The sequence below is a fragment of the Enterobacter cloacae complex sp. IR5418 genome, from assembly GCF_049238105.1.
Classification (GTDB): domain Bacteria; phylum Pseudomonadota; class Gammaproteobacteria; order Enterobacterales; family Enterobacteriaceae; genus Enterobacter; species Enterobacter hormaechei.
The window spans coordinates 11953-28295 of sequence record NZ_JBMKHS010000028.1 but is presented as its reverse complement, the minus strand read 5'-3'; the positions used below and the strand labels follow the sequence as shown (position 1 = coordinate 28295).

Annotated in this window: 18 protein-coding genes; all 18 read right to left on the bottom strand. The window is 38.6% G+C overall.

Features of this window, described 5'->3' with window-relative positions; translation table 11 throughout:
* Nucleotides 1–56 precede the first annotated feature (56 nt).
* Nucleotides 57–314 carry a hypothetical protein gene (locus ACOTX7_RS18510; RefSeq protein WP_001371933.1) on the bottom strand — a complete coding sequence of 86 codons (258 nt, stop codon included), beginning with the start codon at nucleotides 312–314 and terminating at the stop codon, nucleotides 57–59.
* A 7-nt stretch (nucleotides 315–321) separates the two neighbouring features.
* Nucleotides 322–912 carry a hypothetical protein gene (locus ACOTX7_RS18505; protein ID WP_000578891.1) on the bottom strand — a complete coding sequence of 197 codons (591 nt, stop codon included), beginning with the start codon at nucleotides 910–912 and terminating at the stop codon, nucleotides 322–324.
* 44 nt (nucleotides 913–956) lie between these two features.
* Nucleotides 957–1232, bottom strand: a complete 276-nt coding sequence (locus ACOTX7_RS18500; protein ID WP_001004201.1) for a hypothetical protein — start codon at nucleotides 1230–1232, stop codon at nucleotides 957–959.
* A gap of 263 nt (nucleotides 1233–1495) precedes the next feature.
* Nucleotides 1496–2452, bottom strand: coding sequence for a hypothetical protein (locus ACOTX7_RS18495; RefSeq protein ID WP_085013659.1), 957 nt, complete (start codon nucleotides 2450–2452; stop codon nucleotides 1496–1498).
* A 489-nt stretch (nucleotides 2453–2941) separates the two neighbouring features.
* Nucleotides 2942–3562: a hypothetical protein gene (locus tag ACOTX7_RS18490; RefSeq protein ID WP_031942301.1), complete on the bottom strand. Its 621-nt coding sequence runs from the start codon at nucleotides 3560–3562 to the stop codon at nucleotides 2942–2944.
* Between the two features lie 66 nt (nucleotides 3563–3628).
* Entirely contained in the window at nucleotides 3629–4549 is a 921-nt protein-coding gene (locus ACOTX7_RS18485; protein WP_000991697.1) for a hypothetical protein, read from the bottom strand.
* A gap of 68 nt (nucleotides 4550–4617) precedes the next feature.
* Complete coding sequence (locus tag ACOTX7_RS18480; RefSeq protein ID WP_000691119.1) at nucleotides 4618–5553, bottom strand: hypothetical protein; 936 nt, start codon at nucleotides 5551–5553, stop codon at nucleotides 4618–4620.
* A gap of 69 nt (nucleotides 5554–5622) precedes the next feature.
* Nucleotides 5623–6501, bottom strand: a complete 879-nt coding sequence (locus ACOTX7_RS18475) for a hypothetical protein (protein ID WP_000762003.1) — start codon at nucleotides 6499–6501, stop codon at nucleotides 5623–5625.
* Between the two features lie 78 nt (nucleotides 6502–6579).
* Nucleotides 6580–7101, bottom strand: a complete 522-nt coding sequence (locus ACOTX7_RS18470; protein ID WP_001011130.1) for a hypothetical protein — start codon at nucleotides 7099–7101, stop codon at nucleotides 6580–6582.
* A gap of 269 nt (nucleotides 7102–7370) precedes the next feature.
* Entirely contained in the window at nucleotides 7371–8603 is a 1233-nt protein-coding gene (locus ACOTX7_RS18465) for a DUF7146 domain-containing protein (RefSeq protein WP_000220379.1), read from the bottom strand.
* 113 nt (nucleotides 8604–8716) lie between these two features.
* Nucleotides 8717–8938 carry a hypothetical protein gene (locus ACOTX7_RS18460; protein ID WP_000192120.1) on the bottom strand — a complete coding sequence of 74 codons (222 nt, stop codon included), beginning with the start codon at nucleotides 8936–8938 and terminating at the stop codon, nucleotides 8717–8719.
* A gap of 72 nt (nucleotides 8939–9010) precedes the next feature.
* Complete coding sequence (locus ACOTX7_RS18455) at nucleotides 9011–11017, bottom strand: VWA domain-containing protein (RefSeq protein ID WP_000762700.1); 2007 nt, start codon at nucleotides 11015–11017, stop codon at nucleotides 9011–9013.
* A gap of 77 nt (nucleotides 11018–11094) precedes the next feature.
* Nucleotides 11095–12222 carry a DUF3150 domain-containing protein gene (locus ACOTX7_RS18450; protein ID WP_000174396.1) on the bottom strand — a complete coding sequence of 376 codons (1128 nt, stop codon included), beginning with the start codon at nucleotides 12220–12222 and terminating at the stop codon, nucleotides 11095–11097.
* Between the two features lie 63 nt (nucleotides 12223–12285).
* On the bottom strand, nucleotides 12286–12459 hold the full coding sequence (locus tag ACOTX7_RS18445; protein ID WP_001176645.1) for a hypothetical protein: 174 nt from the start codon (nucleotides 12457–12459) through the stop codon (nucleotides 12286–12288).
* Between the two features lie 131 nt (nucleotides 12460–12590).
* The gene (locus tag ACOTX7_RS18440; RefSeq protein ID WP_000063335.1) at nucleotides 12591–13649 is read right to left on the bottom strand and encodes an ATP-binding protein; all 1059 of its coding nucleotides are present in this window, start codon (nucleotides 13647–13649) and stop codon (nucleotides 12591–12593) included.
* A 57-nt stretch (nucleotides 13650–13706) separates the two neighbouring features.
* Complete coding sequence (locus ACOTX7_RS18435) at nucleotides 13707–14684, bottom strand: hypothetical protein (RefSeq protein WP_000810361.1); 978 nt, start codon at nucleotides 14682–14684, stop codon at nucleotides 13707–13709.
* A 60-nt stretch (nucleotides 14685–14744) separates the two neighbouring features.
* Nucleotides 14745–15122 carry a hypothetical protein gene (locus tag ACOTX7_RS18430; protein WP_000120822.1) on the bottom strand — a complete coding sequence of 126 codons (378 nt, stop codon included), beginning with the start codon at nucleotides 15120–15122 and terminating at the stop codon, nucleotides 14745–14747.
* 57 nt (nucleotides 15123–15179) lie between these two features.
* Complete coding sequence (locus tag ACOTX7_RS18425) at nucleotides 15180–16052, bottom strand: hypothetical protein (RefSeq protein WP_000041927.1); 873 nt, start codon at nucleotides 16050–16052, stop codon at nucleotides 15180–15182.
* Nucleotides 16053–16343: the final 291 nt, after the last annotated feature.

Here is a 16343-nt window from a genome sequence, read left to right as displayed (position 1 = left end):
AAATTATTGATGTTATATAAACACAACCGGCATTTTATCTAATAGGTTTGAAAACACTAAAAATCGCAAATGCTGGTACCTTTCTGTTTTAAGAGATTTTCAAGGTAAAGTGAGGCTAGATCAATTGGCTGGTTCTCTTCAAGACAGGCTCGCACAAGATCTTCAATAGAGACCGAATCAACCCCCCTTCCCTGTAAAATTTCTTTAGCAGATGCCAGCGTTTTATGAACGCTTCGACTTAGTTGTAATCTGACTTGTGTGCGGGTATCAAAAAGACAATCTTCTGTGACACTTTGTGAAACGGTTCTACTCATTGAAAAATCACTCCATTTCTGGGATCGAATGAAAATTAACAGCTATAGATGTATCAGGTTTCCCATTTTCTACGATACTCAACCACGTACGCGCTGAGATTTGTTGTTCACAGACGAGTATGTAACCTGTTCCCTGTTGATGATGTAGCTCAAGAGCTTTTAGGATAGGCTCTGAATGAGGTCCGAGAGCATCACGCGTGTGAATAAGCGTTTGCTCTGGCAATACGTTGCTAAGCATAGACAGCAGAACATTACGCTCATCCTCATTATCCGACAAAACAAGAATTATACGAAAACCCGTTTTTATACGAAATCTGATTTCTGAAACTAACTTTCTTAATCTTAATTTATATATGACCAGGCGGAATCGAGTCATCAGTAAAGAGACCACTGTGAAGATAACGATTACTGCGCCATATTTTGACCTGTAGAACCACCAGTTAAGGCCTCCAGCAACTATCAGGATTAACATTAAAATTAAACTCCCATAGAAAAAAAGTGCTGGGTAGCGAGTTGTCTTTCCTTCAATTAGTGCTGAGGCAAATATCAAAATGGATATTCCGTAAATTACCCAGTCAAAAATACTTTCTCCAATCATTCTTTAGTGAACATCCTTAAAAGTGGAAATGTAGGTTTATGGGTTTATGCATTTTCCTGATGGCCTTGACAACCAAGGATTTCACAGAAATTGTCACAGTGTGAAGCTGTAACAAAGCGCTCTCCACGTTCGAATCGCTCAACCAAATCCTTTCTTACTTCACTTCCAGGTTTCTGGAAGATGTACTCAAGCTGGAGATCCTCGGCCGTTGAAAGTAGTCGTTCTATGCTGAAATCAACATGGTAAAAGCAAAACTGATTATCAACCGGGGGAAAGTTGCTTTTGGTACTGTTCTCGTTTTTGGATTTTAGTTCATTCATGAGCTCTCCTTGGTTGAGAACAGTATACAAATCTCTTTAGGGATTTTTTTTCGTTAATAGCACTTTTTTGAGTTTAAAGAGTATGTTCATACCAGAGCATTAGAGGCTACGAAAAGGATAATGGAATTAGAAAGATAGATTTTAAGTGGTGATGTAAGGTGGGATAGGTAGAAGAGGAGTAGACGCTTGTAAGCGAGGCAAAAAAAAGGCACGGAAACCGTGCCATAAGAGTATGTGAGAAAAAATCAAAATCAGGGAAAGAATCAAGCAGCTTGTGAAACTGAATCTCCAACTGCAAGATTTAAATTTCTTAGGTTATCGAAAACTTCAGATACTAAGTCATTACGGTCGTGGATTTTAATCCGCCCACCGGTTAACTCTGAAACATAAACGGTATGGCAGAGGTCAGTAACCACTTCGCCGTATTCATCAACGACTTCCAAAGATGCAATCATCGGAATATAAGAAGCCGCAGCATAGCTCTCATAAATACTTATTATGGAGTCATTGTTGCGTCGAGAAATTACCCTACCAGAAGGTAAAGCCTCATCTTCCATATAGCAATCAGATAGGTCCTCACAGAAGTCATTTTCTTTAAGTGAAATATTAAGGGTCAATTCACTGTTGATAGAGCGTGAATAAGAATATTCACTCAGTTTATAGCAAGCCAAACTTATATCACTAAAAGTTTCATAAGCTTTATAGAGGCTCGATGTTATAGACTCAGATACAAATGTTATTAGTCCAATAAAATGAGTATCCCAGAACTGTTGCAAAGCAAAACGGGCAATCATAACCTGACCATCAACCTGCATCAGTCTGTTATATTCATCCCGGTCATAACCTTTCGACTGAGAAACATCATTAGACATGCTAAGAACTTCACTACAAACATCATCATATTCAAAACGGCTAGTTGCAAAGTGTTTTCCTGAAATCTCAAGGTACTGACCAGAGACTGCGTCAAACACCTCAAAAAAGTAACAGAGTCGAGATTTTAAAGATTCTCTGTTTAAAGCTTCTATTTCATTCTCAGAGATACTATCGACATATAAATCAACAGCATTCTTGAGTTCAATAGCTTTGATATTACAGGTAAAAGAAAGCTCGTCACTTTGACAATGGCAAACACTTAATACTATATCCGCCTCATCAAAATCTATGCCAAGATAGCTCAGAACTGCTCGGACATAGTTTTTATCATCAGATGAATGTGTCATATACACTACCTCAAATTTGAGAGGAAGTGCCCCAGAAGGGAAGCGACTTCCCCACTGGGTTAGATAAAAGTTTGGTTAAGCTAAAAGAAGATGCCAGCGACAGATTTTACATTGTCATAGACAAGTGTCTTCAGCCAACCAAAGTTACTTTTTTGGACTGAAGCAAAAGGATCATTGAGACGCGTTACGAAAATCGTCAAAAGCTTCAGTTATTAGTAATGTGCGATCAGTTACTCTGTATCGGTCATTACTTTCGAGAGATACGTAAGTTGAATGCGAAGAATCACAGACAACACGCCCTCTTTTATTGATCAATCTTACTTCCATCATCACCGGCACATTGATAATTGAAGCAACATCGGTATAGAGGGATATGAGGGCATCATTGTCACAATATAACGCCCCGTTCCCATCAAATGTATCGTTAAACTTAATATATATATCTGGCATATTTGCCGGATAATCATCAGTATTGAAATCAATGCATAACTATAAGTCATCATTAATACGGCGATTAATCTTATGCTGCCCAACACGTACAAAGCCATGTTCAACAGCTTTGATAATCCTTAAAGTTTCATTAAGACAATCTGTAATTCTTTTCTCGACAAATGAGATAAAGTCACCAAAGTCGGAATGAAAAAACTGTTTAAGTGCAAATTTCGCAACTAACACTTTCCCATCCACCTTCATTTTATCGAGATAAAGATTTCTTATAGCATCAGTAGAAGAATTAGCTTTAGATAACTCTTCACAGTCATTAATAATCATTGAAACAATATCAATAACTTTAACTGGGCTTAAAGTATTACTATATCCGCGAATATCAAACGTAAAAAATCCGAAATTCTTAAATACTCCAAGAAAATAAATTATTTTTTGTTTCAAAAGAATAGAATCGGAGTAAGATGCGTTGTGCTTTATTAGTTCAGATATGTAGAGATCCAACATACAATTTAAATTATCGATATCTACATCGTAATCAAAGGTTACTTTGTCGAACGAAGTATCAGATAATTGAACGGTTATATCGTCAGCGGGAACATTAAGGCCTAAATTTTGATAAAGAAAGGCACTAACAAATTCCACGTGGTCAGATTCTTTAAACATTTACACTACCTCATGACTAAAAAGGAAGTGCTTCCCACCGGGAAGCAAGTTCCCGGATGGGTTAGATTAATTATAAAAGAGTTCTTCAGAAGGTACATGCATTTCTGGTTTGAACTGTTTTAAGGAGTTGTTTATAGCTTTTCGATATAACCCTGAAGAGTGTGGCTTAAACATTTGATATTCCGTAACGAGCAGAGGAGACGTAAAGCATCCTAAGTTCACTAGTGAAATATTTGATGTTTCTTCACAAACATCTAATTCAGCGTATATCCGCCTCTTCATTACCCTGCCTGCTAAATAGCGACGAACATGATTTATAAACTTGTCCGCATCTGATATAGAATTAACTATATAATCAGATGTGACTATCTGATTAGATACAGTTTCAGGTATAGCTTCGGCTATTATTTTTACGTTCATTTCATAATCAACACTATGGAAGCAAGCAAGAATTTGTGGCTTCGCGCTTTCTAAAATCTTTTCAAGAACAGAAAAAATCAGAGAGAACTCGTTTAAAATTCGCTTTTGTATAAGTCCATGTAGATGTTTTATGAAAGGAGAACCGTGTTCAACAAGGCCTAGTATAAGATCCTTAGAGGCCAAATCTGAGCGGTAATAAACGTATTCTAGATTATCCCGGTTAAATCCTTTGATAAGCAAATCAGGCTGCTCTGAGACCAGTCGTAAATGAGTTGAAGCTATAGAAACTTCAAAACGAAAGTTCGCGAGATTTACAGGGCCTGCTTTTAATGTAGCCGCTTCGGAAAAATAAATGAAAAGAGGATGCAAATCATCGTTACCACAGTAAAGATGGTCTGCGCCCTTAAGATATTTCACCAAATGAGGTAGAAAAGATATTACTGGAATATCAGCCACAAATCGAATATGCCGAAATGGTTTTGAATCCAAATATATATTTTCCACTACAGCGCCAACAAAACCCATTTTAACAAGAATAGATTCAACTAACTTTTGTATCGCATTCATTTAAATACCCTCTTAATAGAGGGATTTCTCCCAAAGGGAGAAATCCCTATGGGAGAAAATAATTTTAATTAATAATTGTAGCGAAGCGCATGTTCTTTTTCACTAAGATGGTTTTCATATTCCGACTTACCAGAACTTAAACACTCTTTGAAAAAGACCTTTGAAAAATTCTTCAAGTCACTTCGGTTGTTAATTTCTTTGTCAGACATCAACTTAGCTGAGTGTGAGGTATCCACAGGCCCCAACCACCATTCATATTTAATATAAACACAATTGGTTTTTGTATGTCCATTTAGAAATCGTTTTGCATTTCTAAGTATTTTTCTACAACCGTTAAGGTCTGAAAGTAAGATATCTGGAGCAATGAGCTCTTCCAGAATATGACCAGGTAAGCCTTTCCTAAAAAGCTCAACATCGTAACTACAATACCAGTCACGATAATTAAAAGCTTTAATAAGTCTTTCAGGTGTATCCAAAGATATCTTATTCAGGATTTTTAATGCAAAGCATACAGCATCTTTTAACAACTCGTGCACCTCAACATTGATAAATGAGAAAAACGAGCTTAATTCTTTCTCTAAGGAATTATACAACTTACCGTAAATATCCTGAGAAAAAAGATACTGCAATCTTTCTTTATTATAAGTGCAATTCGAAATTGAATAGACTTCTCCTCTTTCGATTTTGCACCCTTCCCTTAAAACTATAGGAAACCTCAAATGGTTAACAATGAAAGAATGATTCTTTCTTTGCTTCAAAGCATCTAATTGAAATTTCGTAATTTCCTCCAGATTTGCATCTTCAAAACCTGGAAAGGGAATATCACAGAAACAAGAACTATATGCTTTTGCTGATTCATACATAAACTCCAGTGAAACATCAGCATCAAAAGACATACCAGAGAACATGCCCTGCCCATTGTCTAAAAATGTAATGTTTTTAACCTGTATTTTTTTATGTTGAACAACCAAAAAGGCATTAATGATTTTTTCGATAATTTTCATGTGATCCTCTCTCAATAAAAAAGGGATCACTCCCATATGGGGTGTGATCCCCACATGGGTATAATTTAATTAAAAATCTGTAAGACCTAAATCTTTATTTCTACCACAAACTGTAGAAGATATAAGACGTTTTACTCGCTTTCGAGCACTTCGGCCTGACGTATCTTTCAAGTACATCGGTAATGACAATGATGAGATTTGATTACTTCGCTTATGATGGCAGACTATATAGCCCTGCCTCCACCCCGAACGCACAAACTCACGGATGCGGTTAATATATGCCGAAGCTTGAGATTTTGTACTTATCGATTCAGAACACTTTAAGTTCTGTTCGATAGAGTAAAGCTCAGCCGCCATTAATTTCACCTCATACAGGTCATCCCCATAACTTATAGTTTTCAACAGCTCTTCCTTTTCCCGAATGAAAAATACTTGCTGCATTCCAAGGATCAGGTCATAGGCCTCTCGAAAGAGGTCGATAAGCTTATTACGAACATAAATCATAAACTCCTCAAAGTGCTGAAGCCAGAAATAAGCCGCATTACTTATTTGTGAATTGTGAGAACAAACAAGCCCTTTAGCAAGCTCGACCTCTTCCTCCCGAAAAGTAAAGTTACTTTTCTTAAACCGACTTTGTTCAAAAATGCTTTGATGCATTTCTATCCATACAGAAACAAAACCGAGGGATTCAAATTCTTCGTTTAACAAATGTAAACTTTCGAAGATTTTCTGAATTTCGATCCCGATGTCATATGACAGTGGACATTCTTTTATAGAATAAACATAACCGGGTAGGAAGTGAGATAAATGCTCAGTTCGCAAATATAAACTGAATTTAAGTTCTGTCAGTGGTTGTTTCAAAGATAATTTAGATGATTCGCTTATATTTACTGGTTCAACACCATTTCTAATCAAAATAGCTTTTACCAGGTCCGTAGCTAACTTCATACAGCCTCCAGTCGTTATTGAGGCCTCCCTGATGCAGGTTGGCCATCAGGGAAAATATGTAAATCAATTAGCAACCAATCAGACCGTTGCCATTACATTGTCAATGTATCTGACAAGGGATGGGCGGTCGTCCTGTAAGGCAAAACGGCGAAGGTCATCAAGATTATACGCAGGAAGATAATCAGCGTAACCTCGAATACGAAGGTCCTCAACCACAACTTTTATATACTCAAATCGTCCAAGATTTCCTTTTAATGGGGGTTTTCCTGGACTAGACAGCATATCGTCTGCTTGCTCCCATGTGATTTCTTTAGCTTCACCACTATGTAGATCAAGATGGACATATATGAATGACTTATAATCTCCACGGCAACGAAGATAATATTTCGGATAGAAATATTTGTCACAACGCAACAAACACGTTCCTGAAGGACGAACTACGTACAACAGGTTTCTGTCATTTTCTAATATGCCATGTTTCAAAATCGTTATATCTATCTCATTATCATGCAGCAAATAGCATGACGATGGTTCATTGACGATGCGCGATTTTATAACAGCAGCAAATTTATTAAAAACTTCGTTAGTTTGAAAATTCATTAAAATGCTCTCCGATGTAAAACGACGAGCATCACCATAACGGTAATACTCCCGTTATGGGTTTTAATAGTTTATGGAATAACCATGTCATACAACCGACCATAGCCAGTAGTACCGCACATTTATTTAACTGAGCAAGCATCTCAGCCGTGAAAAGACCTTAAAGGCAGGTAATTATCACGAAGGAAAGCGGTTATCTTATCAATACAATTTAAAAAATAATATTGATAAGATAACCCCCCCCGCAAAATGCGGGGGAGTTATCGTTGTTACAGCTGATTAAGACATTCAGGAGCCCAGTGAATCGGGAATCCATCCTGCCCTGTTAACTGGAGAACATCGTTCCAGTCGATACCCTTTTTCCCATCAGGAATATCTTGTGCTGGTTCGAAGACTTCAATTGTCAGCTTTGATGCGGGATATCGTTTAGCCAAAAACTCAACCATGCGGCTTTGAAGTCGCTGAGCAGCTTCGATACCGGCACGAGTGCCTTGTGAGTTAGCAATATCCTTATCCGCCCAGATATAAAAGTTTATATATTTTACATCCGGCGGAGGCAGTAAAAAATCAGGAACAGTAACGTTTTCAAGGCACCATGCGGAGCTGGCTGCCCAGCATGGTGTTGAAGTCGCTTCTACAACAGAAAGCGCATTCTCGATCCCTTCAGCCACTCCCAGTGTCCAGGTCGAACTACCTGAATCATAGTGAGGGTCAAACAACTGAATTGAGCCACCTGTCATATCGGCAGGAGGCTTCATCATCAGCTTTGGATTTTCTACAGGTGCCTTATCACCGTTTTTGTCTACGTATGTTCTATGGATAGTCAGAGGCCGACCTCGGGTGTCACGATAGATTGCAATCATTCCCGGATAGATAATCGATTTCTGCTTATCTTTATCCCAATAGTAGATCCGGTTATTAAAGCCTAAATCCTTTGGTAAGTGACTCAGTAAGCGGGAGATCCCACGATTACGGAGGTACAAAGCAACAGGAGTATTAGGCTTTATTTCACCGGTATAGTGATACATCACATCAAGTTTTCGCATTCGCTTTGCCACTTCCTCTCGGTCAAGAGTTTCTGTGGCACGAACTGCTGATTTATAGCGTCGTTCATTTTCAATGTCGGCGTCAGTTAACGGAGCATGCAGATCCATCCCGAAAAAATCTGAGAGAATCTTTTTGCAAGTCTGCGTTTTACTTAATTCATAATATTTCGCCAGAACATCAATTCCGTCGCAAAACTCATTTACCGGAAAGTCATTATGGATCGCACATCCGGTATAAAGGTCTTTTTGCCGGAAACGAAACTTCGATTTCCCTGCGCCAGTAAACGGGCAAGGAACCTGGCTCGGGGCTTTTGCACAAGCGTCTTTGAAAGCAGGTATTCTTTCGAATATATACTTCCAGCCAGACACTTCAGCAATTCGAGCATGAACGAGTTTAATAAAGTGTTCAGATACTTCCTGTGGTTTACGACGAAGAGCCGGGGATGCATAAGTCATGATGATCTCTCTTATCTGGCATTGTGAGTTTCTCAATGCCTTCTGCGGTGCAGAAGACAGGGAGAAACCCACAACGCAGAATTTAAGAAAGAGGGCCCGGGGGCCCTCAACATTTATGCTTCAGTCGTGAAGCCATTATTCTCAAGACGCTGTATGTAGTTATCTACAAGTAACGCAGCCTGCTGGCTATTACCCTCCGCTATAGTGACTTCGCGGAAGATTCTTTCCTGAGGGCTATCATTGCTTATAACTTCACCAACACGTCCGAAAATACGGACTTTATGCATCGCACCGACTTTTTCATGTTCTACACGGTAAGTTTTTATCTGAGTCATATTTTGCTCCTTATTCCTTCATGGAGCAAAAAGACCCACCGGGGCCTTTTTGCCCCGATTGGGTAGAGTTTATTAAGAAAGTATTTGATGAACTAGCTTACTGACTTCAATAGACAATAAAGAAGTATCATCAACTGTTACGAAAGTGTCCGTTTCAAAACCAATTATTTCATCAGTCTTAATACCAACACCAACGATTTCTATTCCATTACATTTAGCCTTTTCCATAACTTCGACGATAGTAAATTCCGATTTATTCGGATAACCATCAGTTATAAGAAAAATTATTTTCCTATCGAATTGGCTGTCAAGTAACAGATCAACAGCTGCCATTAAAGCAGATCCCGTAGGGGTATAATAACCCTTACATCCAAGAGTGAATTTCGATAGAGATTCCTCAACGCTTTGATCAAACGTTTTGATAATCTCAAATTCACTTTCCTTGAAGGGAAAAACTATATTGGAGACATGCATTTTTGACAAACTTTCAGCGGCCATCGATAAAGCAAGATCTGACTTAATGGCATGAATATATCTTTCATCATTAGCCATTGACGCTGAAATATCACGAACTAATACGAGGCCAACATGCCCTCTATTTTTAGATTCGCTTTGAGCTCTGAAGACATCACGAACTCCCATTTGTGACAGAATTAATCGATTTCCATCGAAGGTAATTCCACGCTCATGAGTTTTGTTTCGGCCACGCATTTTAACCTGCTGTAAAACAGACAAGTCGCTACCGATTGAATGACTCAGAGACAAAGCCTCATTGTAAACATTCAAATCGATAAGGAGATCAGGGATATCCCATTCAGAAGCACCGAATTCGGCTTTCACGTCATCGGATACTTTTGATGCAATACCTTCAATCTCTTTAGCCAAAGCATCGTGATAATCTTCGCTATCCTCATCACTGCTAAGAAAGGCATCCAACAAATCTGCCAGTATCTCCCATTGAGCCGATGAAAAGTTACTTTCATCTTCAACGTTAGTCGAACTGGCTTCATCTGATTCACTCTCGGAAGGGTTAATCGCATCAGTATCGTCTTCAATAATGTTATCACCCGTGGGATTGCCACCGGTGGGTTCATTATTTCCCTCGTTATCTTCAGCAAGTTCTGAAGGCTCAGAACATCCCTCTTGAGCAAGATCAGCGTTATCGGAAGTATCTGCCTGACCTTCACTATCGTCCTCAGAATCATCCTCACGACTATCAGTCGACGTAAGCGATTTATCTTCTGATTCGGTATCGGTATCGGTCTCGGATTCATCATATGCCTCCTGCTCCTCCTGCTCTGTCTGCTGCTGTTGTTCCTTTGCCTCATCCCGCAGTCTCTCTAAAAGAGCCAGGGTCTTACGAGCAAGGGATTCACAGCCCTGAGTATTTTCACAACCAAGAGCATCATGAAAAATTTCCTCAACATCAGAAATTACTGGAGAAAGTATCTTTTGGGCATAGTCAAAAAACGGATCGAGGGTTTCTTTGTGACCTACCTGCTGAAGGACTTTTACTCGCAATGAGTTAAGCAGATACCACTCAATAAATAGGACAGGATTTTCCGGACGAGAAGATATATCAGGAGTCATCCTTCCGGCTTTAACCATCAGTGCGTAAGTGGCTGCAAGCCGCCGCTTTGCATCCGGATAATCGTTACCAACCTTCTCTTCCATCTGTACATCATCGAACAGATTTATAAGCCCGGTAAGACGTTTTGCCCTGCTATAAGCTTTACGTTTCTCAGCGAGGCTCTCAAACTCTGCATTCATTCCGTCATCGAAGCGTGTAAACCCTTCAGATGACATGAGAACACTATTAAAGGCGTCACTGTAAACCTCACTGACGGTATAGCGACCATGACCAGCTTCATGACAGGTAAAACCTTCAATCAGACTGACAAAGTCATCATCGCTATAATCGCCGTTTGGTAAAACACAAACTTTATTGACAGGATCAAAATACGGTCCTTTGGTATTGTCGTCTATTACAACTCTTACATCGCCTAAGCCGCTAATGACTTTTGCTATATTCTGTAAACGCTTAATATGGCGCGGCGATGATTTAAGATCTAATTTCATAGAATACCTCTTTATAAAAAAGGGGTACTCACCCAGATGGTGAAGTACCCATCTGGGGTTTTTAATAAAGCAAACAGTTACCAGCCTTTGAGCTCGATATCAAAACCATTTTCAGCATTGTCTTCCTGTTGCGAAACTGATTTCTCAGGTTCAGCTACAGAATCAGTGTTTGAAAACGTGCTGTTTTTTATATCGTTCTCTACGACAGGTTCAACCTGAAACACATTTGTTGAATCTAAAATAGCTTCAATACCTGTGTTCTGTAGCGCGTTCGGTTCTGTTTGTGAGCTTTGATTAAATGATCTGGTAATAGATTCCAACCAGTCAGTAACCTTTTGCTCTCCTGAAATAATACGCTTTAACATTGAAGCATCACTCATGAAATAAAACCACTGCTGTAACACCGCAACGTCGCGAGGTTCAGAAATGGCACCTTTAGGTAAATTATTCATTATGTGTTTTATAGCTTCTGCAAGTACTGCCGCCTCTTTATGTATAAACATGAAGCTAATGATCTTATTTTGCATTTGCTTCAGTCGGTCAATAGTACTTGAGCGCAAATTATTATTTTTACTAATTTTTTCATAAACCCTCATTGCTTCTTCTGCCAGATCTGTTATCAATTGTTCCTGATAGTAGTCCTGGGTTTCATCACCTTCAACGCTAATAGGCGTAAAAGGAATAAAGTGAGCAATATTAAATCTAAAGGATTTTATGAAATCATCTTTAGTTAATTTCAACTGATCAATCAAAGAAGACATTCTTGGGCTTCTATTTTTTTCAGCCTCAATATGCATCTCATAATTGTCTACAACGTTTTGAATACCTGCCTGAAACTCTCGTTCAATCTCTTGGGCCCCTTCCAGAAACTCTTCCATACTGGAAACTGGTAAAATCCACATATTGCTATAGCGGATGCACAAGCGTGAGCAAAGGGTTGATATTCTGCTGGTAATCGTACTTTTGAAGCTAAGGGCTTTTATGTCAATCCAACGTACTTCGCTTTTAGATACGCTTTTTTGATCCGTAATATCATCTCCATCATAAGACAAATCGATTTTATCGGTTCGACGCGATCCTTGACAGCCACTTATTTCAATTTTTGTTATAACTGCACCTTCCAGTAAATCTGGATATGATTTTGCAAAATTCTCAGAGATTTGTTTTGCAGATACTTTGTTAAGCATTGAAGTATTTAAAGTCATGGGTTTCTCCAAAAAAAAGGGGAAACCCTCCCCAACGGGAAAGATTTCCCGATAGGGTTGATATTAAAGCTTCTCTGGTGCAATTAAAAGAATACCGGGAAACTCAGCGGCAACATCATCATTGCCCATTGCTCCCTGATACATATAACCTTTTAATTCCATTTCTTTAATTAGACCTTCCATATTTATTTTACCATCATGATAAAACAATAAAGAATAGTCGTTATTCAGTTGCATAAGTCCAGTAAAATTAGTTCCGTTTTTTGCTATAGCAATGGTAGCAGCACCATCCGTACTTAAAAACGCACTAAATTCAAGATGGGATAACTCTGAGATACAAATATCAGAGGTTTCATAACAAATCCCATCTAACTCGACTTTTTTGCTGTGAAATACTCCAGCGATTTATCCTTGTCTTCGCCAAGAGAAAGATCTATAGCTTGAAGAACAAGATCGACCACATGTAAAGGTAAAGCAGAAGCAAAAGCTATTTTGAAAGTGTCAAGAAGACTAAAGGTTTTTAACGTCATCGACGTGCCAACCCAAGCTACTAATTGACGAATATCCATCACACTGTCTTCTGTACCAGAGTCATTTACTGCAATCGCTACTCTTACGAACTTCTCAATGACCTGAAAAGGCAAAGAGCTATATCGTTTAGTAAGCACATTGGTTAAAGCAACTTTGTCGGGCTTCTCCATTTCAACTATCAAGAACCGCTTTATAAAAGCTGCATCTTGACGTTGAGAAGAAACGAACCGGCGAGCGCCTCCACTCATGTTTGTGTTTGCAGTACCAATAAATCGCGTGTAGCCATTAGCAGTTATAACCTCACCACCATTAGCACTGAGTGACCAGGGCTTACGTTCAATGGGCATGTGAAGTTTTGCTGCCGTATCAGGATCGATTTTGTCCACTTCATCCAGAAGAATGAGGTGACCATTACGAAATCCCGTTACCAAATCGCTGTGTACAAAACCTGTATTACCACCATTAAGACTGCGCTCACCTTCAAGCTCATCAACTCGAATATTGCTGTTGATCTGCTTAATTGTCAGCGGCCAATTCATCATGTGGCTAATGTACATTACCATTTCAGTCTTGCCAGAACCGGACTCACCTTTAAGACACACACTTAAATCTATATCCGGACTGATAAGCAGTTTAACCACTTGTTCAAGTATTCGGGGATTTGGTATGTAGTCTTTGTTCAGCGGAGCTCGATACGAGGTTTTAGTTTTGAAAACAGGCACAGCCATCTTTGGATCCATTTCTGGAATACCAAAAAGGTCCTTTGCTAGAACTAAAAGATACTCACCTTTATCCACATAATGTTTTAACTTTATAACATCCGGGGAAAGAAGAGCTTCTAATTTTTCATAAGCATCAGAAGATGTTTCATTTAACTTCATAGCGGCATTAGACATTTTTAACTCCGGTAAAATGCAAACACCGCCCTCTGGCAGATGTTTGCCAGTGGCATTTTATTTGAGATTCATTTGGCAAATAGTTGCCATCAGTTTCCTGATTTGAGGCACATTATAACCAAGATGATTTCCCACTATTTCAAAAGCTTCAGACATGATCCATTCAAAATGATTTTCGAATATTGGATTTATTTCTAACTTGCCAAAAGCGTTTCGTTTAGTTAACAGATCACATGAAACAAGCTCGTCAAACAACTCTAATGTGGATTTAAAAGCTTTTATGTAAACATCCATAATTTCCCTGTCAGTCCATTTAACAGCCAGTTTTTTTTCTGACATTAAATAATCCTGATCAAAGAAGATGTCCCAGCCCATATCGTCATTGCAATCATGCAAAATGATTTCATCATCATTCCTGCATTCAGCTAATTTCGTGTTTTCACTAATCGAACGATGCGAATGATAATAGAGCCATGATTTTAATTCCGCTCTAAATTCACATGCATCAAGTCCATGAGATAAACAAGTGTATTCAAATGATTTTGACATATACCACCGTGTTTCAGCTTCTAAAAGTGGATTCACTGTGATATTACCATTGTCATCTTTGAAGAATAACTTTCTCCTCAACACTAGTTCTTTAATGATTTCCAAAGACTCTTCCATAGCGGATAGAAAAACAACATACACATCCTCAGGGGTCCATTCTATTACCAGACCACCCAAATCTGGGTTATATTCTTCAACCGAATATAGATAATCTGTTTCTGCTGCAAAATTAATTGTATGCAAAATCTGATTTTTAAGTAATTTGGATTTTTCATAAAGGTGATTTTCACGCCTTTCAGAATCATAATTTATCTCAGAAATGTTACTTTCATCTGATTTAAAGTTTAATCCGGACGTGTATGCATCATTTAAATGCTCTTTGGGTGAATCAACTATTTGCGTTATTTCATCTTCATCTATATCGAATATAGAAAAAAAACTAAGTTGATTACTACTTATTGCAGTAGCCCTAAATTTTTGTTTCATGGGGACTCCAAAAGGAGAAATCCCATGAAGGGATTTCTCCCCTTTAGGGTGGGTTTAATGTCAGATCTGATTAAAGCTACTTTGTCCAAAACCTTTTAGAGGTTTAGGTATGTGAGCCAACTTACTTGTTGCTACCACTCTCATGTAGTCAAGAGGATGTTCTCTCCCTTCAATCATAATAGTATCGACAACAATATAACCGGAGACCATCAACTCATCACCCTGATTTATACCAGTGAAACAGGTTGAATACATTTCAGGCGACACCTTGATTTGAACTGAAAATTCTCTCTCAGTGATTTCACCATCAACTTCTGTCTTCATCCTATTTTTGAGCTTTATTAACAAACCTATACTCTGGTCAGTCATTTTTTTCTCCACAGCACTGATAACTATCCCGGACACTTTTACTTCATTGATATATTCAAGATATGACATTTTCCGCTCCTCGATTTGTTCAAAGAGAAGCCCCGTTAGGGTTCCCCCTTAACAGGATTAAATAAATTTATTAGTTACATACATGAACGTGCAGACTACCAAACAGGCAATTCCGGCAATATGTAACCAATTTCTTGTTGGTTTAGTTGGTGCAATCGCTAAAGAGTTCTCCAACTTCTCTGTTACAAGACGTCGATTCTCTGCTTTAGCCGCATCATCTAAATATTGAGTTTCACGCTTAGCGAGAGTCTCAATTTTCGATTTTATTGCATGGTCCCATCCTTTAGTTTCAAAAACGCTTAACTCACTAAAGGTGTGCGTCATGAGATCTTCTGGGAAACCCAGTTTTTTCATTAACGGACGAATGGTATCATACATTTTTTCTACATTTTCGTAGTGGGCCTTTACTGCGACATCAAAACGCTTACGTAAAGTTAATTTTTCACGTTTGCAAATGATGTCCGAAACCCAATTTATTAACTGCTCATTTTTGAGTTCACTGGCTTTTTCAAGTGAGTAATCCAGATTATCCACGTCAAGAAATGAATTTAATCCGTATTTTTCAAACTCCTCAACAAGATATTTATCCAGTTCAGTTAAGCTTTTAAAAAGTGGTACATCTGGGGAAGCTTTAAGAAGCTTATAAGCTCCTTCGAAATCAATTTTCTTGACCACGAGCTCCACAACATCCACATGATAATAGCTTGAATAAGCAGAAAGCTTTTCGGCCAACAAAGACACAGGCTTAAGAGACTTAAGTTCAATGATATTTGGGCCGTCCTCATTCAAAATAACAATCAGTTCATTATCACGTTCTGTATATTTCATCAGAACTTCTAAGAGCTGTTTGTTTAGCGCCTTATCCATCTCTGGAATAATTTCACTAAAGGTTTGATGAAGGGCTTTACTGCGAGCTTTATTTTTAGACATTTGGGGTCACCTATATATAGTAAGAAGGAAGAAACAAATTTTTGTTTCAACACGAAGGCAAAGCCTGTCATTCATCTCCCGTAAGCTATGAACCGCCTGATTTATACTATCTGGCATTAGAAGTACGCAACAAAAATAGCCCCAGGAGGAGCTAAATTAGTTACGGTTTGGTAAATTCAGATTGCCTTTTGCAGGCATGGGAAGTGCACCAGCGACAAAGGTGACATTTTGCCGGTGGTGTCTTACAGCTTGTTTAAGCTGGCCGCTTTTCACGGCTAAATCAACGCTTAA